Source organism: Bacillus cereus group sp. BfR-BA-01441 (assembly GCF_022663075.1).
Lineage (GTDB): Bacteria > Bacillota > Bacilli > Bacillales > Bacillaceae_G > Bacillus_A > Bacillus_A cereus.
In genome coordinates, this window is record NZ_JAKUEU010000079.1 from 1 (window position 1) to 23,531 (window position 23,531).

Consider the following 23,531-nt stretch of genomic DNA (forward strand, 5'->3'; position numbering starts at 1 on the left):
AAATTAGCTGAGTTAAAGAAAGCGAAACAAACTGCTGAAGACAAACTCGCTGAACTAAAAGAAAACAAGCCGAATACTGGTAACACGTTAGAGGAACTTAAGAAAATTAAAGGCAATTTAGACAGTCTTTCCGCTAACTTAGAACTAGCTAAACAAGATGTAAAAAACAAACTAGCTGAATTACAAAAGGCTAGAGAAGATTTACTAAATAAAATTAACGAAATTAAACAATCGAAACAAACTGTTTCAGACGATTTAACAAAGAAAAAACAAGACTTAGATATTAAAATCAACGACTTTAAGCATACTGAGAAAAAAATTGACGACAAATTAGCTGAGTTACATACAACGAAGCAAAATGTTGATAACAAGATTAATGAAGTATCACAGTCCAAACAAACGCAAGCAGATAATGGTACTAAAAACAATAACGCTAAAGAACTTCCTAACGCTGGTAGCGAGCAATCAAACAATATGGCTCTAGGAATGCTATCTGTATTAGGCGGGATTTTATTACTTACTCGTAATAAAATTAAAACGTTATTCTCTAAATAAATCCATTAAAAAAAGGAAAACCGCACATACATGTACGGTTTTCCTTTTTTTATATTAACTGTCCATCTCGAAGCGTCAATATACGATCACATACATCAAGCATTCTTTCATCATGTGTAATCATAATTGCTGCTTTTTGGCTCTCTTTCACTTCACGTTTCATCATTTCAACAACTTCACGTGCGCGTTTTGAGTCTAAGCTTGCCGTTGGCTCATCCGCTAATATTAAATCTGGGTTGTTCATGAACGCACGAGCAATTGCTACCCTTTGTTTTTCCCCACCAGATAGTTGATTTGGATAATGATTTTTTCTTTCTCCTAATCCAAATGCCGCTAATAAATGATCCGCACGCTTTTCTGATTCTTGTTTACTTTCTTTTTTTAACTTAGCAATGTAAAGTAATTGTTCTTTCACATTTAAATATGGAACAAGATTTGCGAACTGGAAAATGAAGCCGATTTTTTTCAAACGAATGTCTGTCATTTCCTTTTCTGATAGCTTCGTAATATTTTGCTCACGAATGTAAATATCCCCTTTTGACGGTGATAATAGTGCACCCGCGATTGATAATAATGTACTTTTCCCTGATCCAGAAGGACCGACGATTCCGATAAACTCTCCAGCTTTCACATCAAGCGACATCGGATGAAGGGCTGTTACTTCCGTATTCCCTTCTCCGTACACTTTACTTACTTTGTCTAATTTCAATAATGAAGTCATTACATCCCGCCTCCAATTGCTTCTAATGCATCAACTTTTAATACTTGGTATAACGAAATAAGTGTTCCTAAAATACTAATTACGATAAAGATTGCTGCGTATTGTGCAATCATCGGTGTTGTTAATAAGAACGGCATACCCGCTGGTAAAATTTGTTCTAATCCTTGTACAAGAACGATACTAATTACCATCGCAACGACTGATAAGAATAACGCCTGTACGACTAAACTATTTGCTAAATACGAGTTCTTCGTACCAATTGCTTTTAATACACCTAATTGCTGTGTTTTTTGTAGTGTAATAACATAGAAGAATACACCGATTAATAACGCAGCGATCACAAGTAAGAACGCAATGATCATCGTTAAAGTTCCTTGCTCTTCTTTAAATCCTGGAATACTTTGCAGTACTTCTTTTTTATCGATAACGTGAGCATTTTTAATTTCTTTATCTGTGTTAAGTGCAATTGCACTATAATCTTTTTGGTTTGGTTGTGAAATAGATCCCCATACGTCTTCATTTACATAAACGACTGGTGTATGGCTAAACATTTGATCTTTCGTAAATCCGACGATTGTAAATTCTTTCTTTGAAACAGGATCGATAATTGTATCCCCAATATCGATTCCTTTTTCTTTAATTGATTCATCAGCAACCATTTCGTTGTTTGCTGTACCTAACTTCTCACCTTTTACAATGTTCGGTTCTAAAAATGTATCGCGTTCACTTGAGAAAATAGCGATATCAACCTTTTTCGAACTATCTTTCTTTTCATACGTTGAAACTTTCACCCGAAATGGAACTACCTCTTTCTCGCCCACTTGATTTACTACGTTATCTACATCGTCTTTCTTAATTTGTGAACGAAGTAATTTATTTTCCGCATCATCTGCTAAAACGAACTTATTTGCCTCCATATTTTGAATCGATGAAGCATTATCATATGATAATCCATTTGCTAACCCTGAAATAACAAGGACTAAAAATGATAATAACACCATAATAAGTCCGATTAATCCGTATCGTAATTTTGATTGTTTTAATTCACGCAGAGCTAAAAACATTTCGCTCGCTCCTTCCTCTTTCTTTCTATGCACTAATCATAAAAAAGAAATATGAACGGAATATGAACAGAAGATTACAGAGTAAAAAAATAAATTTTCTGAAAGTATTGAAAATAAATGGAATCCTTGATACAATTCAGTCAAATAATATTGACCGAGTAATTTAATTCAAGGAGTTGATCATGTTGAAGCCCGTATTAACACTAACTACTTATAGCCAACTAAAAGCATTAAGCGATCCACTACGTGCCGAAATGATGATACGTCTATGCGAACGTCCTTATACTGGACAATTACTATCTGAGAAATTCGGCATTTCAAGGGCGAAAATTCATTATCATTTAAAAGAATTAGAAAAGAATGGTCTTATAGAGATCGTTTATACAGAAGAAAAGAATGGGATTATTCAAAAGTTTTATCAATCTGTCGCGAAAGGCTTCACCCCTGCTGCAGATCTATTACCTCATTTAGAAATATTAAGCGAATCAGGTCGCCAAATCTTTTTACAAATGATAGAAAGAACGAAAAGCCAAATTCTCGCTGCACCAGAAGAAGCTTTTACATTACGAAATGCAAGTGAAGATCCAGCTAAGTGGAATTACGTTTCATCCTGCTGGGAATTTGATGCTACGCCAGAACAATTTCAAGTGTGGGTGAAAAAGTTTCATCAATTGATGGCTGAATTAAACGAAATTACAAAAGGTGCAGATAAAGATCCGAATAGTAAACCTTATTATATTTCTACTACTGCACTTCAAATCGCTGAGAGAACAATGCAGCAATTTATTAAAGAAGAAGAAAAATCGTAATACGATTTTTTTTTACCGAGACGGTCAATTTTATTTTACCGAATAAATTTCTTATAAAGGAGTAGATTAAATGAACATATTAAAAAACCGGAATTTCCTCTTATTATTTTTAGGGAGAATTTTTACAAACATAGGAGATAGCTTGTATTATGTAGCAGCGATGTGGCTCGTATACAAATTAAGTGGTAATCCTTTTTATTCTGGATTGGCTGGTTCCCTTACGTTATTACCTTCTGCACTACAATTTCTTACTGGTCCATTCGTTGATAGATGGTCCATTAAAAACATTCTCGTCATCACACAAGTTCTGCAATGCATTCTTATTTTAATCATTCCTATTACACACTACTTCGACCTACTAACAGTCCACCTACTACTCATCATCATGCCTATCGTAGCCTTTATTGAACAATTCGCCTATCCCGCACAATCAAAAGCTTTACCACTTCTACTGCATAAAACACAATTATTAAAAGGAAATTCACTCTTCTCATTTGCATATCAAGGCATTGATTTAATTTGTACGACGCTTTCTGGAATATTAGTAGCACTATTTGGCGCGATCACTTTATATGTAATTGACTCTTTCACATTCGCGATTACTGCCCTTTTGTTCTTTTCATTGAAAATACCAAAGCAAACCGAAACGGGCACATCACTTTCAACTAAACAATATTTCTCTGATTTAAAAGAAGGTTTTTCAATTGTCTTTCGTTCCTTAATGGGCGTATTCTTAATCGGTTCCGTTGTCGCTAATTTTTCAATCGGTATGACGATGGCAATACTCCCTTCTTTCGCTGATTCTTTAGGCGGTGTAAAATTATATGGTTTCTTTTTAGCCGCTATATCCGCCGGTTGTTTAATTGGAGCACTATTCAGTTCATGGGTTGGTAAACATAATGTTGGCCGTGTCTCCATTATTAGCTTTGCGACTGGCGCTTTCTTTTGGTTTCTCTCTACAGTTGTACCGTTTCAATGGTTATCCATTTTTTTATTCGGCTTAGCTTGGATACCAATTGGTGCGACCAACATATTATTTGCGACTATTGGTCAAATTGTAATTCCAAACCAATATCTTGGGCGTATCAATTCAGTCACACGAAGCATGGGCACAATTGCTATGCCACTCGGCTCTTTAATTGGCGGATACACTGCGAATGTATATAGTAGCCAACTCATTTTCGCGCTTGCTAGCATTGGGATTTTATTCATTTCCCTCGTATGGCTACTTCATCCGAAATTACGGGCTTTTCCAAAAGCTGATGAAATTACAGCGGATACTTTTGAGCTTCGGTTTAAAGAAGAGTGCGGGAAAGGTGCGGCTTTATAACAGAACAAACATAACCCCGTTCTAAATTGGGGACGGGGTTAAAAATATAATTATTTCATTTTGGATGTAAAATATTTCACTAAAAATATAACAATAAAGTCGTTTGAATATCTAAAATTTATTCAACAATAGCACCAACTAAAAGGTGCCGTTAACGCTTTGATGGCCATGCCCCCTGCATTTTCCTTAATTGAATAATTTGGCCTGTATGATAAGCATCATGAAGCATGATGTCCAGTAATTTACCTTCAAGTGAATTTTGTTCAAGCTCTCTTTCAGAAATTGCACTTAATACCTGTCTTAAATTACGCTGAGCATGTTCAGAGCGTTCAACGACTTCCTTCCATTCCGTATCATTATTAGATTGCTTAGTAAGATAAAAGGTGTCATTACCGTCAAGATTATGTGTCCATTCACGTCCTTCCAAGTTTGCAGCAAGTCTTTCTTTGTAATAAGTGAGATGATTAACATTCTCCCAAATGGTATTCGTTGTCTCTCCAGCTGGTTTCCACATAGCCTGTTCAGCTGTAAGTCCTTCTATAGCATGTTTAAACGGTGCATACCAACTCTCTTTATCGAATGTTGAATCTAGTGTGTTTAATAACAAGTCAATTCGTTTCAAAGTAATTTCCTCCCTACACAGTTCAAGTTTTAATACACTTCCTCTAACTCTGTAGAGATTCTACATTTTTAAATAAACTTCCTCCTAATCCCACTCCATAAACTCATCCGATTATGCAATTAAAATGACTCATATTTTTTCATTTTACACGTATACTAGCGACAAAAAAAAGAAGAGGCTGTTCCCAAACAGCCTCTTTCATCTATTTAGGAAGTTCAACCCGAACAGTCGTCCCTTCCCCTTTCGTGCTATATACCGAAACGGTCCCTTTATGCAGTTCAACAATCTTCTGCACGATTGATAATCCTAAACCGCTACCTTCTACGTTTCTTGCCCTTGCTGTATCTACTTTGTAAAAACGATCAAAAATACGATCCATTTCTTCTTTTTCCATACCAATTCCGTTATCCGATATAGAGATAATGACACTAGACTCTAACTCTTCGACAAAAAACTCAATCGTTCCACCATCGTTTGAAAACTTGATGCTATTCGTGAAAATGTTACTCCATACTTGATGAAGTAAGTTTTCATCACCTTTTATAGTGATATCCGGCACATCAAATTCAACGGCAATATCTTTCTCGCGCCATTTCCACTCAAGCATAAAAATGACGTCTTTAATTTGCTTCTGCAGATTGAATTCTCTTATTTGTAGAACCTTTTCCTCTTTATCTAATGAAGCGAGCGTAAGTAACTGTTTACATAAACTAGACATTCGCTTACTTTCGCCTTCAATAATTTGTAAGTAATGGTTTCTTTCTTCCTCACTCATCTTTTCTGTTTGCAATGTTTTCGAAAAACCTTGTATAGAAGAAAGCGGCGACTGGAATTCATGTGAAACGTTCGAAACAAATTCTTGTCTCATTTCATCTAGTTCTTTAATACTTTTCGTCATCTTTTGGAAGCTTGTAGATAACGTTCCTATTTCATCTTTTCGTTTTACGTCTAATTCAATTTTATATTCCCCACTCGCAATTTTTTGCGTAGCCTTCGTAAATTTACGGATTGGGCGAACGATATAACCTGCTGCAATCGCTATAAAAATAATACTTAATAGTACGATAAACCCAAGTAATACCGCTAAGAAAATTCGCATTTCGCCAAATTGGTTCTGAATGTCGGGGCGAATAAATAACGCGTACTGTTTATCACCGTGCTTTACCGGTACACCGACACTATTTATTAATTCATTATCGAAAAAACCGGTAATAAAGAGACGAGTTGGATATGTGGAAACACCATTAAACGTTTCTCCTTGCAATACTTTATGAACAGTAGCATCGCTAATAGACGTCTTACGAAACGCATTGCCGATACGCTTTCCATTCTTTTGATCATCGACAATATAAATTTCATACCCTAACTTGGCGATAGAATGTAAGTACGCCTCTTGATTTTCTTCACTTTGCTTTTCATATAACGATTTAACTTCTTCCGCATACTTTAAAATCTTTTCACTATTATACGGTTTTAACTTCACTTGATAATATACGTTCGTTAATAAAAAGCCGATAATACTACTAAGTAGCATAATGCCGACCGTCATAAATACAAATCTAGAATATAGTGATTTCATCTTATTTCAACTCCAACTTATACCCGAGGCCGCGCACTGTCGTAATTTGAAAATCATCCGTTCGTTTTGAGAAACGATCTCTCAGCCGCTTCACATGAACGTCAACCGTTCGTTCGTCCCCTTCAAAATCCATTCCCCATACTAATTCAATTAGCTCTTCTCTTGAAAATGTTCTTCCAGGATAACTAGCAAGTTGTGATAATAACTCAAATTCTTTTAATGGAAGCAATATTGTTTGACCGTTACATTTTACTTCAACACCTTTACGATCAATTGTCGTTCCGTGCAACGTAATAATATCTGCATTCAGCATTTGATAACGACGCAATAATGCTTTCATACGGAAAATCACTTCAGCTGGTTCAAATGGTTTTACGATATAATCATCTGTACCAGAAATGAATCCTTTTTCTTTATCCACTAACTGGTCTTTCGCAGTTAATAAAATAACAGGAATATCATGATACTTCCGAATTTCTTCACATAACGTATAACCATCAACAAACGGCATCATAATGTCTACAATCGCAAGATGAATGTTTTCCTTCTCTAATACGTCTTGCGCTACCTTTCCATCTTCCGCCTCAAAAACTTTAAACCCCTCTTTTTGTAAATGGTAATGCAATAATTCTCTAATATGCTTATCATCATCAGCTAATAAAATATGTATCATCTTCATTAAACCCTCTCTTGTTCATCCTTCTACATCACTACATTAAAAAACAATTGGATTTTTTGCAAGAAAAAGAAAAAGAAAAAGAATCTATTTTGAAAAAAGATTATTCAAAATAGATTCTCACGTTTTAGTATTAAGATTATTTTAATCAAAAACAATTTTTAAGCCTTCGAAATATCAACAAATCCTTCTCCGAACACATCACGAACATCGTGTATAGCGATGAACGCCGCCGGATCCGTAGTTTGAACAATCCGCTTTAGCTTCACTACTTCTTGCTTATTAATAACAACATAAAGAATTTCCTTCGGAGTTTTCGTGTAATAGCCATGACCTGAGTACACAGTAACCCCTCTGCCCATTAAGGTAGTTACCTTCCCGGCAATTTCATTCGGATTATCAGAAATAATCGTAATGGCTTTCTTCGGATTTAAACCTTCAATTACAAACTCCATCACTTTCGTTGCTACATATAGCATAATAATTGTTATCATCAGTTTTTCTGCACCAATGATGAAATAAGATGAAAACGCAACGATTAAATCGAAGAACAATAGACCATAGCTAATACTCCAGCCTAAATACTTATGGGTCATTCTCGCTAAAATCGTAGTACCTGCAGTTGTTCCGCCAACACGAATGATTAGACCAATCCCACATCCAATAAATATACCTCCGAAAATGGCATTTACGAGCATTTCATCCGAAGCGATCGTCCAACCTTCTGTTAAATGAAGAAATAGTGAGTTCGTAACTACAGCGATAATCGTATAAATTGTTGTGATCTTATTTAAAAATTTATAACCGGCTATTAACAAAATCGCATTTAAAATTAAGTTAACTAAGCCCGGTGACCATTCAAATAAATAGTACGTAATAATCGTGATACCTGTTACTCCACCCTCACCAAACTCGTTCGGGATAACAAATAAATTGACACCTAACGCAAAAAGAAATGCACCGATAATAATAAAAATAATGTCTGTCGTTCTTTTTTTCATACAGTACCTCACTTCTTATGTAAATATTTATTCTGCCATAAACTCTCACTATTATATCGTGGAATATTCAAATCGAACAGTGGTTTGTTTTTATTTTAATATAAGATAAAAAATCAACATTATTTATTATGTACTGCAAATAAAGTTTTGATTTCACCCGTAATTTACTCTTAAAAAGAAATGCTGAACATTGACTTGCACAAATTTCAAATAAAAAAGTACCCATCTAATTGTCATACACAATGATAATTAGATGGGTACTGCATGATACATTTAGTTTTTACATGTATTGTTTGGAGAAAATTGCAAATAACGACTTATACTCGCCTTATTAAGACCAAATCCATACATCATCATTATTTTCAACGTTCGTCTTTGCTTCATGAACTTTTTCAATATGGTCAACTGTGTTCCAGTTAATAGAACTTCCGCCCCACCCTACATACTTCATATCAATTTTCACTTTTTCACCCACATTAAATACTTGTCCCTTTGTTAAGAAAACATCAATAATATCTTTCTTCCCATTTAACGATGGATACTCAACTACAACATATTTAGTAGCACCGTCTCCCTCATCTTCCATCGTTCCTACTTTTGATACTTCTCCAATTACATAATTAGGTGAGCCATCTTCTTTCATGTGCATACCTAACTTGTTTGTTGTATTTTCAACTGCAGTTGCAACCATATATTCTGTAAAATTACGCATCATAGATCCAGTAGCTTTTACTTCATCTCCTACTTTCACGTTTGAAAGTGAATCAATATACACACTAACAGGTTCCTCATATTGCTTAGATTTTACAACAATTACACCGTTATCTACTTCTACTACTCGTCCTTCTAACGTCGAGAAGTTCGATTCAATAGAAGCTGCACTCGCTTTTGTTAGTTCTAATCCTGGTAAATTTGTTCCTGATAATGCTGCGATTCCTAAAGCACCTGCTAAAATTATTTTTTTCATACCCATTATGAAACATCTCCATTCATGATGATTTTATTTTTTTGATTGGTATCGACCAACCTGTAATCATTATAGTTACAGGTCATAAAAATAACAACCGTTTTCCTCATGCAATGATGCATACTGTGATTTTCAAATATAAATTTTAGCAAAAAATATTTGTAGATTATTCCTATATTCAGCACTAATACTAAATTCTCAAATTACAGCAGGTGAACTTATTGAAGGCGGAGAAACTAATGTCATGTACAATGTTCTTCAACTCTACGGTTTGTATAGCCGTAGTTCATTAAATTATATAGGAGCGGGATTCATATGTTAATAAAGCCAAAGAGGTTACAAGCAGGAGATATCGTGGCGACAGTAAGTTCTTCATGGAGAGGCGCAGGTGATTCTGAGATAAGATAACGATATGACAGGGCTTAAATAAATAAAAACACTCCTATAAGATATGACTGTGAATTAGTACTTTTTAAATGATATGGAGATTACTTATCTAATGATAAAGGGAGATTACGTGTATGGAAGTAACATTTACAGTAAGTAAGTGGGATGAAAAACCAATCGATGATAATAAAAAAGATTTCCCTATTAATATTGCTCATGTCGAATATGATATTGATGGGGAATTAAAAGGAAAGGCTTTTGTTGAATACTTATTATATTATTTAGACTCAAATATAAATGATGGTCACTTGGCTACGGCTAAAATTTCTGGATTTTTACACTTTGAAGGGATTTATAAGGGGCAACAAGGGACATTTACAGCTATAGAGCAAGGAATATTTGATAAAGGAAATTTAGATTCCCCAGGAACAATTATTAAAGCTACCGGTAACTTAGAAAACCTGAGAGGATCCTATAATTATCAGTTTACAGGTCAAACTAGTAAACTGATTTTAGAGTTTGAATTTTAGTAAAATATCCTATAATTTAGTGGAAAGGACATTTCTTGTAATACTAGGAATGTCCTTTTTGTTGACGAGTTTATTCAAGTTAAAAATGAACAGAGTATATTATCAGTATTCAGCAATGCATAAAATTTTCTTCATGGGTGAATTAAAAATCTACGCCCTAGAGACATCATGCCCCCACCTATTCATTTCTTTTTTTACTAATTAAAGAATAATCCCCGAAAAACTCCCCTTCATAACTTCCTTTTCAAGTTGATTCCTACATATAAACGTCGCAATAATTTTTGTACGATTTTTTTCATCAGGCTCAAATTGTTCAATAGTTACGTCACAACGAATCGTATCGCCGCTAAAAACAGGACGTAAAAATTCAAAATCCATTTTGCGAGCTAATACGTTATAATCACCGCCAATTTTTGTAGGCAATGTTGATGTTAATAGCCCTTGTACAACAAATCTTCCCTGCTCATCTGGTGTAACATGATGAACGCCTTCATCTTTCGATACTTCTGTAAATAAAACAACATCCTCTCTCGTAAAAGTTCTTTCAAAGGTAATTTTTTCGCCTACTTGCAATTTCATCGATCCCCCTCCTCAAATACACTTGTAAAATAAGAAAAACCGAAACTAAAATCATTTCGGTTTTTCAAAACTATAGAAGTCAATATTTACTTTAACGAATGGACAAACAACCCACTACGCAGTTTCGGTTCAAACCACGTTGATTTCGGTGGCATGACTTCTCCGGCATCTGCGATTGCTAATAAATCTTCCATAGATGTCGGATATAATGCGAATGCTGCTTTGTATTCGCCGCTGTTCACAAGGCGTTCTAGTTCTTCTAATCCGCGGATTCCTCCGACAAAATCGATACGTGAATCAGAACGCGGATCATGTATTTCAAGTACTTGGCTTAATAAATGATCTTGCAGGATAGATACATCTAAACCTCTAACAAGATCATTCGCATCAAATGTTTCTTCTTTCACAGTAAGCTTATACCACTTCTCATTTACATACATACCAAATGTTTTTGGCTCATTTGGTTTATACGGAGAAACAGGTGCTTCTTCTACATAAAAGTACTGCGTAATTTGATTTAAAAACTGTTCCTCTGATAAGCCATTTAAATCTTTCACAACTCGGTTATAGTCCCAAATCGATAATTCATCATGAGGGAATAGAACCGATAAGAAGAAATTAAATTCCTCTTCTCCTGTGTAATTTGGATATTGTTCTCTTCGCATAAGTCCTACTTTTGCAGCTGATGCAGAACGGTGATGCCCATCTGCAATATAAAGATTAGGAATATCTTCAAATGCGTTTACTAAAGTCGTAATTACATCTTCATCTGCAATCTTCCACGCAACATGCTTAACACCGTCTTCTGCTGTAAATGTATAAATTGGCGCATGTTCTTCTTTCCAGCTTCTAATTAAATGCTTTACTTCATCTTTTGTACGGTACGTTAAAAAGATTGGGCCTGTATTGGCGTCACACACATCTACGTGGCGAATACGATCTAGTTCTTTTTCATGACGTGTTCTTTCATGTTTTTTAATTGTATCATCTTCATACTCATCAATAGATGTACAAACAACAAGACCTGACTGCGTTCTTCCTTGCATCGTCAGTTCATAAATATATAGCGCTGGCTCTTCATCTTGTATGAACACTTCTTCTCGTATAAATTGCTTTAAATTGTCACCCGCTTTTTCATACACGCGATCATCATACGGTGACAGTTCAGGATCTAAATCAATTTCTGCTTTATCAACATGCAAGAAAGAATATGGATTCCCTTTTACAACTTCCCTTGCCTCTTCACTATTTAATACGTCATACGGTAAAGCTGCCACTTGTGCCGCTTTTTCCTCTACTGGACGAATGGCCCGAAACGGTCGTATTTTTGCCACATTCCTCTCTCCTTTACACAATCATTCGAACGGCTACAACACCTGTAATTTTGCTTATATTTTCTACAATATTCTCTTTTATTATATCATCAATTCCGTTATCGATATCAATCATTGTGTATGCCCAAGAATGTTTACTACGATTAATCATATCGGCAATATTAATATGATGTTCCGCTAAGCATCCTGTAATTTGCCCTACCATATTCGGGACGTTTTGATGCATAATTGTAATTCGTTTCTTTCCGATATACGGCAATTCTACGTTTGGATAGTTTACTGAATTACGAATATTTCCTGTCTCTAAATATTCACGTAATTGACGTGCTGCCATTACTGCACAATTTTCTTCTGATTCAGACGTAGATGCGCCAAGGTGAGGCGTCGCTGTTACATTTTTCATCTTTATTACATTTTCATTTGGGAAGTCCGTTACGTAATGTGTAATAATATCTTCTTCTAATGCCTTTTGAAGAACCTTTTCATCTACAAGTTCTCCTCTAGAGAAATTAAATAGACGCATCCCTCTTTTCATCTTCTCTACAGCGTGTTCCCCAATAATCCCCTTCGTTTGATTCGTAAGAGGAATATGCAGTGTAATATAATCACACGTTGCAAAAATTTCATCAAGGCTAAATGCTCTTTGCACATGTGTAGAAAGACGCCAAGCTGTTTCAACTGAAATATAAGGATCATATCCGATAACATCCATCCCTAACGCTAACGCATCGTTCGCAACTAAAGCACCGATTGCGCCAAGTCCGATAACACCTAGACGTTTCCCTGCAATTTCTGATCCAACGAATTGTTTTTTTCCTGATTCAACAAGCTGTGGTACTTCTTCACCCTCTAAGTTTTTCGTCCAACTTACACCATTAATAATGTTACGTGAAGACATAATAAGACTGGCAATAATGAGTTCCTTTACAGCGTTTGCATTTGCCCCCGGCGTGTTAAATACTACAATTCCTTTTTCTGTACATCGCTCGACAGGAATATTATTTACACCAGCGCCAGCTCTTGCAATCGCCTTTAAGTCTTTTGAAAACTCTTCTTGATGTAAAGAGTAGCTACGAAGCAAAATTCCATCTGGATGATTGATTCTATCTCCTACTTCATAACGTTCTTCAGTAAAAACTTGCAAACCTTTTTCTGCAATTTGATTTAACGTTTGAACACGAAACATATCCCCATCTCCCTATCTATTCTCAAGCTCAAATTCCTTCATATAATTTACTAATTGCTGTACGCCTTGTACTGGCATCGCATTGTAAATACTAGCGCGCATACCACCGACTGATCGATGTCCTTTTAACGTAACAAGGCCGCGTTCCTTCGCTTTTTGTAAAAACTCATTGTTAAGTTCTTCTGACGGTGTTGTAAACGGAATGTTCATAAGTGATCGATACGCAGGATCAACTGGTGAAGTAAACAATTTAGATTCATCTAAAAAATGATAAATAAGTGAAGATTTCATTCTATTTTGTTCTTCAATCGCAGATACTCCGCCTTGCTCTTTCAACCACTCTAATACAAGTTTTGTTACGTAAATACTAAAGGATGGCGGTGTATTATATAAGGAGTTATTTTTACTGTAAGTTTCATAATTTAACATTGTCGGACAAGAGCGATCTGCTCCCCCGATTAAATCTCTTTTTATAATCGCAATCGTTAAGCCCGCAGGTCCTAAATTCTTTTGCGCCCCCGCATATATAAGACCAAACTTCGAAACATCATATTGTTCTGACAAAATATTTGAAGACATATCCGCAACGAGCGGCACTCTTTCTACATGTGGAATGTCCACATATTTTGTCCCTTCAATTGTATTATTCGTTGTAATATGTACATAATCTAGTTTTTCATCGCTTAGTAAACCGTCCAGTTTAGGAATCGTAGTAAACTTCTCTTGCTCGGAAGAAGCAATCACTTGTACTTCCCCAACTTTTTCGGCTTCTTGCAGTGCCTTTTTAGACCATGAGCCAGTTAGTACGTATCCAGCTTTTTTATACGTATTCATTAAGTTCAGTGGTATCATAGAGAATTGTAATGACGCACCGCCTTGTAAAAATAAAACTTCATACTCATCAGGGATGCTCATTAATTCACGAAGTAAGTTACTCGCTTCCTCTATAATACTTTGAAAATAAGAAGATCGATGACTCATTTCCATAATTGACATGCCTGTCCCGTTATAATTTAAAAGCTCCTTTTGCACTTTCTCTAAAACTGGCAAAGGGAGTATTGATGGTCCTGCTGAAAAATTATAGACTCTCTCCATTACCTTCATAACCTCCCTATTTTTTATTTGGATATTTTTAAACTTTCTGAATTATAACCTAAAATATAATATACGGTCAATTTGTTTTCTATTATTAGGGCGCAAGACGCGATGGAATCGCTTGCAAGTGCAGACTTTTTTATGGACATATAAAAAAGTGTTAAGTACATAATCGTACTTAACACTCTAATAATGAAAGAATAATAGCTAGTCGTTCGTAAAGAACCGATCAAAAATTTGATAAATAGCAGAAAGACCAATGAGCCAATAAATAGTGTCCACAAGCGCCGGCATAGAACCAAACCATTTCTCAACTACATTGTAATCTAACGCTACCAATAACCAATTCAAACCGCCAAGAATCACCAATATTACTGTAAGGTAAGACAAAAATTTCATTATGATTGCCCCCTAGGTGATAAGATGGTGAAAGGCCTTTCACTAGAAATATATGTAGTAAACTTTAAAACTTACCTATTTTATAAAAATTATTTTCGGTACCACCCGCTAATAACTGCCTCTGCTTCTTTACTATGTATTTGATACGCATGTGTACTATCATTAGAGCCAATAAACCATATTGAAAAACCTTTAAAATATGGTTTCGGTTCTAATACATCTCGGTAAGCACGCCATCCATTTAATTGTACATCTTTCGAAAACACATTTGAAACATCTGGATTCCATGGATTTTGTAATCCAAGTTCACGTGCTGGAACGTTAAATCCACCAAAGTAAACTGGCTTTCCTGTTGCATTATGTAATTGTTCCAATTGCTGAACAACATTTTGCCCACGATTATATACTGTTGTCGCAAATAAACTTTGCTTCACTTCTTCATATGTTGGATTTCTTTTTCCTGAAACTTCAAACCAACTGTCTATGCTAACAATATCCACCTTTTTTAAATACGTGCGATTGATTTTCTCTTCAAACTTCGCTTCATAAGAAGGGTCCCAGCTTGCTGTTAACCACCAGTTCATTTGATACAAAACATTTCCTTTATACTGATTACGAACAAAATCAATTGTATCGCTCCAGTATCCTTCTGCATACTCCATATTCACGAAATTAGAAGCAATCTTTAGTCCATACACATTGTATTTACTTGTAATGGAATTAAAAATATCTTGCAGAATAACCGTCTTCCAATTCCAGAAGAAATCATTAATGTTACTTGGGTTCCATTCTGTCTCTCCAACATTCCCCTGCTGAATATACGGGAACGGTTCCACTATAACTTGAATATTACGCTTTAATAATTCTTGAATTAAAATAATAGCTTGTTGCTTTTGCGCTTGATTAATTACCATGTTAGTAGAAGTCACATTTGGGATATCTACTTGAATCGGTACATTTACTGTATTTAAATTTAAGCGCTCCACATCCGCTAATACTTTCGCTACATTTCCAACTTCCCATACTGTTACGTTTCCTGATTTGATTTTTCCAGATTGAACAGTATTTACATCTGCCTGTACATTTCCTTGAAAACAAAAAGAAAACAACATAATAAACACTCCTAAAAAACTTATTAAACTCTTATTTTTCTTCACAACTTTCCCCCTATAATTTTTGGCTTTCTTGATTATTTTATACAACGTTTCACATTTATTCCAGAAAAAAATGAAGTGCCGTTCAACTATATTCATATAAATCTTCTAAAAATAGTAGGAAAAATAAAAAAGGAGCAGATTTCCGCCCCTTTTTATCCTTTTACGATTGAAATTATTGAATCCCTTCTGGTAACTTAATTGAATCAAACTTTTCATATGAATCAATCTTTATACTCACAACTGCATCCAATTTTTCCTTATCTGTACTAGCTTTTTTATCTGAGTTACTTTCACTCACTTTTATAGTTGTTCGCATCTCTTCAAATTTATAATCTTTTGTTATTATATATTCAATGTTAAACGCATCCATATTAAATCCTTCCGTTAATTTTTTCATATCTCCATTGATTTTTTGTAACGTATCTACCGCTTCTTTTCCCTTTAATTCAAGTGTAAGTTTATATGTGTCTCCATCTTTCTTTGCCTTCATTTTCTTAGCCAAAGCTTCTGGTAAATCTAACTCATTAAGTAAATTTTTACTGACCATTACATCATTTACATTAAATTGATCATTAGGTATCGTAACTAACTCTCCTGTATCAGGGTTTTTCACTTGAGCAGCGACCTTTCCATCTACTTCATACGTTACAATATCTGTACCACTTATTTTCATTTCAGCTCTAGAATTCTTCAGTTTCGGCTCCATCTGTATTTTCATTTTAATTTCTTCTGATTGGCCGCTCCCCTTCATTGACATAAGAGATGTCAATGTAAGATATTCCTCTTGTTTTAATCCGTCAGCTGCTTTTTTAAAAATATCTTTCGCTACTAACTCTTTTTCTTTTTTTACAGATACTGTTTTAGGTCCACTTGTTTTTTCACTGCTACAACCAGTTGTTAAACCTACTATTAGCGCCAAACTAGATATTACAACCATTTTCTTCATACTGATTCTCTCCATTTCCCACTTAAAAATATTTTCATCCCATGTATAGTAAATCAACTGAAATAAATATATATACAATAATTATTTAACCTCTAAACGAAACCAGTTATTCAATCCGTATACTAACGTAACTAAAGCTCCTATCACACCAAAAACAACAATATTTATACCAATTGACGAACCGAATAAAACAGCTATCATTGACACTATTAGTAATAGCATGGCAATACTATTTATCTTAATTTCTACTACATCGCCATCCTTTACTTTCTTTTCTTTACTTCCAAAAAAGAATTGTTTTACTTTAATATTCGCTTCATCTAATTCAAAAGGAAGCGTATATTCTTCGTTATTCTCAAGTTTCATTACTACTTCGTTATCTACCTTTACAGCAACTCTTGCTGCTCCGCCCATCATCCCTGTTGCCCTTATTACTTTAACGCTCATATTAAATCCCCCTATTCGATTTCACTGCAACTATTAAGAAATTTTCCTTGTTGTACACTACTTCATCCTCCGTTTAATAAACATAATATTCCAAAAGGTATTATAACAAGTCTCTGTATAATATTTTGTCAAAACTTGTCGCTTCTTTACAAAAAGGATATTTTATCCATTATCATAATAAAGAGACTCTTACAATCGTAAGAGTCTCTTGTATAAAGCAAAACTTTCATTAGCCGAAGGAGTATTACCTCATAAAGCTGGGCCATCTGCAAATAAGAACTTACGATCACTTCGGCTGCAAAGTTAATACCTTCCCCTCTATCCCCTCCGTATTCAATGTAGTCGTATGATACGTGCCATTTACCCAATCATCTATTTGATCATGATACCAATCGCTTCTAAAATGGCCCGACTGTCCTGGCCCTACGATATGATAACCGTTTGACATATCTTTCGTATCAATAATGAATCTCCAAGACGCCCCGTGATTTACAATGCCGTTTTCGCCGTAACTCGCTGCTTGCACGGTAACTTGGCTCCCACCAATTGGAACTGGCTTCTCACGATTAAAAGCGAGTAATGCTAACATACTCGATGATTTCGAAATGGGATGTGTAAAAGCGAGTTGATGGTAATCGCCCCACTTCCACTCTCCAACATCGGGTCCATATTCCTTCTGCAATTTCTTCATTACATTCTCGTACGATGTATGCACAACTTTTGTGAAACCTCCGTACTTCGTAAACCAAACGCTATTTTCTCCCGCTACTTCTTTTCGAATCAATTCATCAACAACTTGTGACTTCCCTTCAAATAACTCCAGTACATCTTTCGGTATTTCTTTTGAAAATAACGTATTTGAAATCTCTTTCATTAACAAATGGAATATTAATGGTGCCGCTTCATCTTTACTATCGTAAAAATTCCACTTTGTTAATTGGTCTACGCCTTCTTTCTCTACCTCATTTAAAGATGCTTTATTTAACTCTTTTAAAAATATAGGAGTAAACTCTTTCCCATATAAATTCTTTTGATCCATCTGTAACTCTTCTAAATCTTTCACCGTATACTTTTCCTTCTCTTGCAAAAATTCTTGAATACGCATTTGCCTATATGGCTGCGCCCACGTATTGCTAATATGATACGGATAATCATCATCAACAATTTTATTATTCGCAGTTGAAATAAACCCTTGTTTTGGATTAATTACTTTTGGAAGTTGATCAAACGGGATATACCCTTCCCATTCATATTCATCTGTCCATCCTGGAACAGGTAAGCTACCATCACCTTTTTTACGCACTGGTATATTTCCATTCGCTTTATAAGCAATTGTGCCGTCGTTTGATGCAAACACAAAGTTTTGGGTTGGTGTATAAAAATCTTGAAGAGCGGTTTCAAACTCATTCCAGTCTTTTGCTTTGTTCATATTTAATACAGCTTTTAACTCAGCTGACGGTTCTAAAGCTGTCCACTTTAAAGAGAATACTGTTTTCGTTTTCTCCTTCCCCTTATCCGCAAACTCTGAAATTACTGGCCCATGCCTCGTAATCGTAACGTTATAAGGAATTGTCTTCCCGCCTTTTACTTTAATAGACTCGTCTACAACGGTAGCTTTTTCCCATTTATCGTTATACAGAAATTCATTTTCATTATTAGGATTTCTCTTCTCAATATATAAATCTTGCACATCAGGCCCTGTATTCGTAACACCCCATGCTATTTTGTCATTGTGTCCTAATATAACACCTGGTACTCCAGCGAAAATAACGCCACTCACATTTAAACCTTTCATTTCAAGTCTCGTTTGATACCAAATAGAAGGCGTCGCAAGAGATAAATGAGGATCATCTGCTAAAATTGGCTTACCTGACGCACTCTTCTCACCGCTCACAACCCAGTTATTACTACCGTTAAACTCCAGCGGAATTATCGTTTTTGAAAAACTTTGTGCTACGTCCACATTTGTATTTTTCAGTTCAGCTAGCAATCTAGGGGCATCTTTCGGATATGCAGGAAATAGCTCATTCGCTTGCTCTTTCGGAAGATTTTTCAGCGCCCAATATCTAAATGCCTGTCCGTGCCAATGTCCTCCTAAGTCAAACGCCATATACTTCCCGATTGTTAAAGTATCAACAATTGACCACTCAGCAGGTTCATAACCTAATATAGTAAACTCAACTGGTAATTTCTTTTCCTCTTTCGCCTCACGTATAAAAGCGTTCACCCCATCAGCAAATGACTGCAGGGCATATTTCGCTTCTCCATCATATTGACTAACTGAAGCTTCGGCAGCTCGCCGTAAACCGAGTGTTCGAAACAATTTATCTCGATCAACAGCTGCTTCCCCAACAACTTCACTTAACATACCAGACGCTTGTCTTCTACTTAAATCCATTTGAAACAAACGATCTTGCGCTTGCACATATCCTTGTGAAAAATATAAATCATGTGCATTTTCCGATTTAATATGCGGTACACCTTTACTATCACGCTTCACCGTAACAGCTTGTTGTAAATCCTCTAGCTTTATCGTTCCATCTATCTTTGGCATAGATTTCAGCGTATATATGTTCAAAAAAATCGCAGCGGAAATAACTAACAAAAGAACGATACTACTAGCCCAAATAAAAATTCTTTTTCCCCTTTTTCGTTTCTTCTTTATAACGACTTCCATATAACCACCCCTTTCTCACACTATTCGCTTCTATAGTAAAAGAACCTTTTAGACTAGAAAAAATCCTTATCCAAACTATGGATCATACGAACCAAATACTTCTCTCCTATGCATTCCTTCACTAAAATCTACTCGTCCTTTCTTACACCAATTCCTCAAAATCCCCTTCACATAAGCTAACGTTTTCTTATTATTTTCAAACGCAATTTTAAGTGCCTCTAACACTTTCTCTCCAGAAAGTCTTTGTATCCAATTCTTCAATTCCTTCACAATATATGGGGATAAACTACTAATATTTTGTTCATAAAACTTATAAACTTCACTATTTGGAACGTCCTCTTCTATGGTTTCCACCTCTATCTCTTCCGCTTCTTCTTTCTCTTCAATAACTACTTGTGAACTACTATTATCCTCTTCTTTTGGCATACCAAAATGCTGCAATAATAATGGAATCTTGTATTCTTCTTCAAGGCATTTACGTAAAAATATATGTATGAACTCATTACTTTTTATAGTCTTTAACTCACGTAATACGCACTTCTCCACATTCGTATTTGAAATAGGGTTATAGTGTAACCAGTTTATTATGAATACCTCTTTCGTTTCCGTATCATATAGAATCTTTCCATACTCAACAAACCTGTTTAGCAACTTCTCAACAGTCTCCATACTATAACCTGTTTCAAGCTCTGCCACACGCTTCGGTAATATATAAATACCACATTGCTTCGTTTTCGTACCAGTTAACAAATATATGTAAAAATAACGCTCCTCTGGCGTTAAATCTAATATGAATTCATCTTGCCAAAAGTTCACCTGCACATTACGGTATACTGCCATATGTTTCCCTCCACTCTTTGCTAGTAAATAGGAAAATTTTAATCCTTCATTATAAAGATAGGCATGCGGGAATGGTTTTGGCATTCGAATTACAATTTTTTTACTACTACAACGCCGGTTTCATTTTTTCGCGCTTGTTTTGTTCTTGTAGTTGTTTTTGTTTTTGTTTTTGTTTTTGTTTTTTCTTAGTGATTTATTACTTGGTAGGGGCTTATAAGGGGCTTGGAAGGGCATTCTACATTACAATCTATCAAATACAATTTGTTCTTCCTACTAAATAGGAGCTATTCCAAATTATTATTTTGGATAGCTCCTTTCAAATTCTTCTTATTTTTTTACTTCTACCAATGTCAGCTTCTACATACAATTTCTTCTGCTATTTGTGGGCAGTAAAACTCTCATTTCAAAATTTGGTGAATAAACTGCTTGATTGCAATGCGAGTGGCCCTCACTGATTAAAGTTTCCTTTTATTTTTGCATTGAATCTAACATCTTCACAATAAAGGCAGCCGCCTGACCACGAGTTGCTGTGCCTCGAGGATCAAACTCATTATTTCCAATACCATTAACTACCTTTAGACTGTATAATCGTTGAACCGATTCTTTGTATGTTATTAAATGCTTATCTGTAAATGGTAATGCTACTAACTCACCTGTAATTCCTTTATATCGTAATGCTTTGTCAATCATAATAGATACTTCTTCACGAGTAATTGGTGAGTTAGGATCAAAAATCCCTTCACCACGACCATTAATAATTCCTGCACTTGCACAACGTTTAATACCGTCATGAAGTGATGGATGTGCCTCATTAATATCTACAAATGACTTATTTCCCTCTGGTAGTTTAAGAGCATTCGAGATTAATTTCGCAAACTCCGCTCTCGTTACATTTCGATATGGAGCAAATACACCATTGCCTTCGCCTTGCATAATACCTAGACTGTTTAATTTACGAATATGCCCTTCAAACCAGCCACCTGTAATATCATCTTTTGGTTTTTGTACTTCTTCCTTAGGCTTTTGTACTTCTTCCTTTGGTACATTGTAGTTAATTTTAATCCAACTTGGGTCATAGAAAATCCATTCTCCATTACCTACTTTATACCAACCATTTTTAACGGCTAATACTTTGTAACGATCTCCGTTTGAAGCTTTACGTACAACACGATGTTCAATACCCGCATCACTACGTACATTGATGCCACTACCATTTACCACTAGTTCCATGCTAGGTTCAGCTGGATTATTTTCATTTGGATTAAATGAGTCATTTTTATCTTGTAAAGGCGTATCAATCTGCGCATTTATATTTGCATACCACTGAATTCCTTGTACGAAACCAGCCCAATTACCACGTGAAATTAAAATGTCAGGACATTTTTTCCCGCTCCATTGTTGATGCTTGTAAATATGATCTGCACCAATTCCTTCTTTGTTCATTAAATAACCTGCAAGTCGTTTTGCATTTTCTAACGCTTTATTGTAATCACCGTCTTGGTTAACCGCAATCTCGATACCGATAGACTCCCTGTTTCCTGAACCATCTCCATCTCCTGCATGCCAACCATTTTCATTTGTTGGTAAGTGTTGATAAATTTGTTTATCATCTACAGTAAAATGCCATGAAGCTGTTCGGAAAGTGCCTTCAGTTGCTTGCTTGTATAAATATTTCGCATGATTTTCAGCATTAGCACCAGCGGCTGTATTTGCGGTCTCATGGATTGTAATGTAACGTGCTTTCATCGGATTCGCAGGACGAATATCAGGATTTCCTGCTGGAACAATCCACTCCACAAATGGAACTCCTGCAAGTGTTCCATATTTCTTCGTACTCTGTGCACTATATTGAATACCTCTTGGCTTTGCAACAGGTTTCATTTGACGATCAGATCCATCATTTCGACCATCTACAGATTCAAATGCCTTTTCAATGTTTGAAATAGCTTCCTTTTCTGCTACTTGTCCCTTCTTAGCATCTTGCATTTTGTTTAATTCTTCTGTTTCATTATGTTTATGCTTATATTCTTCTAAAAGCATTTTTTCATTTCCAGATACTTCTGCTTCGTTAATTTGTACATGATCAGGAACTTCCAACTTGAAATTAGAATAATTTAATCCGCTCGTTCCGTGTTCTCCTTGGGCAATATTAAGTTGATCAGTTTGAGATTTGTTGATCTCTTCTGCTGATGCTGATAAAGGTACGCTCCCTAAAATCACTAGACTTGTTGATAGTGCGATTACTTGTTGTTTGATTGTCTTATTCATTATTATAATAAATACATACACACTCCCACCGTGTATGTATCTCAACCTCCCTTTATTGTCACATTAATTTTTAAAAATATGAATCTACTATGTACTCCTAATATATTTTCTTTTTATTTATATATTTAAATTACCATATTTTATACCCATTAAGTAAATATTTATATGTCATCCCTACAGATGAATTTCATCTAACATACTTTTTATAAAATTCATCAACAAACATTATTTTACAACTAATTACAAATACCGTCAAAATAATCAATTTAAACTTAGACAAATAACTGGCATACAATTTCATAATAAGAGATCCTATACTATCGAAATACATCTATTACAAATTCCCTTTAACGTTTTCAACA

At 35.2% G+C, this 23,531-nt stretch carries 22 protein-coding genes; 4 read left to right on the top strand and 18 right to left on the bottom strand.

Going from position 1 to position 23,531, the window contains the following annotated elements; all coding sequences use genetic code 11:
• Nucleotides 1-555 (top strand): LPXTG cell wall anchor domain-containing protein (locus tag MR107_RS24040; protein ID WP_242292809.1); only part of this gene is annotated, 555 nt, incomplete at its 5' end.
• 49 nt (nt 556-604) lie between these two features.
• Here MR107_RS24040 and MR107_RS24045 read toward each other — a convergent pair.
• Nucleotides 605-1,276 (bottom strand): ABC transporter ATP-binding protein, encoded by a 672-nt coding sequence (locus MR107_RS24045; protein ID WP_000202606.1) that lies wholly within the window; start codon nt 1,274-1,276, stop codon nt 605-607.
• Entirely contained in the window at nt 1,276-2,340 is a 1,065-nt protein-coding gene (locus MR107_RS24050) for an ABC transporter permease (RefSeq protein WP_242292810.1), read from the bottom strand. The genes MR107_RS24045 and MR107_RS24050 overlap by 1 nt, the downstream gene beginning before the upstream one ends.
• A 185-nt stretch (nt 2,341-2,525) precedes the next feature.
• On the opposite strand from MR107_RS24050, the gene MR107_RS24055 reads away from it, so the two are divergent.
• Together MR107_RS24055 and MR107_RS24060 are read left to right on the top strand one after the other, a co-directional pair.
• Entirely contained in the window at nt 2,526-3,149 is a 624-nt protein-coding gene (locus tag MR107_RS24055) for an ArsR/SmtB family transcription factor (RefSeq protein WP_242292813.1), read from the top strand.
• Between the two features lie 70 nt (nt 3,150-3,219).
• Nucleotides 3,220-4,479, top strand: coding sequence for an MFS transporter (locus MR107_RS24060; protein ID WP_048657075.1), 1,260 nt, complete (start codon nt 3,220-3,222; stop codon nt 4,477-4,479).
• Nucleotides 4,480-4,630: 151 nt separating this feature from the next.
• On the opposite strand, the gene MR107_RS24065 is transcribed toward MR107_RS24060, so the two are convergent.
• The 5 genes from MR107_RS24065 to MR107_RS24085 form a co-directional block, all read right to left on the bottom strand.
• A complete protein-coding gene (locus MR107_RS24065; RefSeq protein ID WP_071739611.1) occupies nt 4,631-5,101 on the bottom strand; it encodes a DinB family protein in 471 nt (156 codons plus the stop codon).
• Between the two features lie 202 nt (nt 5,102-5,303).
• Entirely contained in the window at nt 5,304-6,680 is a 1,377-nt protein-coding gene (locus MR107_RS24070) for a sensor histidine kinase (RefSeq protein ID WP_048657074.1), read from the bottom strand.
• Nucleotide 6,681: 1 nt separating this feature from the next.
• The gene (locus MR107_RS24075; protein WP_080348454.1) at nt 6,682-7,359 is read right to left on the bottom strand and encodes a response regulator transcription factor; all 678 of its coding nucleotides are present in this window, start codon (nt 7,357-7,359) and stop codon (nt 6,682-6,684) included.
• Between the two features lie 158 nt (nt 7,360-7,517).
• Nucleotides 7,518-8,357 carry a YitT family protein gene (locus MR107_RS24080; RefSeq protein WP_000747488.1) on the bottom strand — a complete coding sequence of 280 codons (840 nt, stop codon included), beginning with the start codon at nt 8,355-8,357 and terminating at the stop codon, nt 7,518-7,520.
• A 331-nt stretch (nt 8,358-8,688) separates the two neighbouring features.
• Entirely contained in the window at nt 8,689-9,330 is a 642-nt protein-coding gene (locus MR107_RS24085; RefSeq protein WP_063246254.1) for an ATP F0F1 synthase subunit alpha, read from the bottom strand.
• Between the two features lie 515 nt (nt 9,331-9,845).
• Between MR107_RS24085 and MR107_RS24090 the strand changes: the two genes are divergently transcribed.
• On the top strand, nt 9,846-10,241 hold the full coding sequence (locus MR107_RS24090) for a DUF3224 domain-containing protein (protein WP_000454089.1): 396 nt from the start codon (nt 9,846-9,848) through the stop codon (nt 10,239-10,241).
• Nucleotides 10,242-10,442: 201 nt separating this feature from the next.
• Here MR107_RS24090 and MR107_RS24095 read toward each other — a convergent pair whose 3' ends face one another.
• From MR107_RS24095 to MR107_RS24145, 11 genes are all read right to left on the bottom strand, one after another.
• Nucleotides 10,443-10,820 (bottom strand): hotdog family protein, encoded by a 378-nt coding sequence (locus MR107_RS24095; protein ID WP_242292811.1) that lies wholly within the window; start codon nt 10,818-10,820, stop codon nt 10,443-10,445.
• An 86-nt stretch (nt 10,821-10,906) separates the two neighbouring features.
• Entirely contained in the window at nt 10,907-12,154 is a 1,248-nt protein-coding gene (locus MR107_RS24100; protein ID WP_001063071.1) for a DUF1015 domain-containing protein, read from the bottom strand.
• A gap of 13 nt (nt 12,155-12,167) precedes the next feature.
• Nucleotides 12,168-13,340: a 3-phosphoglycerate dehydrogenase family protein gene (locus MR107_RS24105; protein WP_000490228.1), complete on the bottom strand. Its 1,173-nt coding sequence runs from the start codon at nt 13,338-13,340 to the stop codon at nt 12,168-12,170.
• A 12-nt stretch (nt 13,341-13,352) separates the two neighbouring features.
• Nucleotides 13,353-14,435: a 3-phosphoserine/phosphohydroxythreonine transaminase gene (gene serC / locus MR107_RS24110; RefSeq protein WP_087875574.1), complete on the bottom strand. Its 1,083-nt coding sequence runs from the start codon at nt 14,433-14,435 to the stop codon at nt 13,353-13,355.
• A gap of 207 nt (nt 14,436-14,642) precedes the next feature.
• Nucleotides 14,643-14,834, bottom strand: coding sequence for a DUF378 domain-containing protein (locus tag MR107_RS24115; protein ID WP_000670805.1), 192 nt, complete (start codon nt 14,832-14,834; stop codon nt 14,643-14,645).
• Nucleotides 14,835-14,923: 89 nt separating this feature from the next.
• Nucleotides 14,924-15,991 (bottom strand): glycoside hydrolase family 113, encoded by a 1,068-nt coding sequence (locus tag MR107_RS24120; RefSeq protein WP_069604514.1) that lies wholly within the window; start codon nt 15,989-15,991, stop codon nt 14,924-14,926.
• Between the two features lie 172 nt (nt 15,992-16,163).
• The gene (locus MR107_RS24125) at nt 16,164-16,937 is read right to left on the bottom strand and encodes a DUF6612 family protein (protein ID WP_000738991.1); all 774 of its coding nucleotides are present in this window, start codon (nt 16,935-16,937) and stop codon (nt 16,164-16,166) included.
• 81 nt (nt 16,938-17,018) lie between these two features.
• On the bottom strand, nt 17,019-17,384 hold the full coding sequence (locus MR107_RS24130) for a hypothetical protein (protein WP_006922825.1): 366 nt from the start codon (nt 17,382-17,384) through the stop codon (nt 17,019-17,021).
• Between the two features lie 286 nt (nt 17,385-17,670).
• On the bottom strand, nt 17,671-20,061 hold the full coding sequence (locus MR107_RS24135) for a penicillin acylase family protein (RefSeq protein WP_242292812.1): 2,391 nt from the start codon (nt 20,059-20,061) through the stop codon (nt 17,671-17,673).
• A 75-nt stretch (nt 20,062-20,136) separates the two neighbouring features.
• Complete coding sequence (locus MR107_RS24140; protein WP_002041481.1) at nt 20,137-20,985, bottom strand: DnaD domain-containing protein; 849 nt, start codon at nt 20,983-20,985, stop codon at nt 20,137-20,139.
• A 384-nt stretch (nt 20,986-21,369) separates the two neighbouring features.
• Nucleotides 21,370-23,169 carry an S-layer homology domain-containing protein gene (locus MR107_RS24145; protein ID WP_012593286.1) on the bottom strand — a complete coding sequence of 600 codons (1,800 nt, stop codon included), beginning with the start codon at nt 23,167-23,169 and terminating at the stop codon, nt 21,370-21,372.
• Nucleotides 23,170-23,531: the final 362 nt, after the last annotated feature.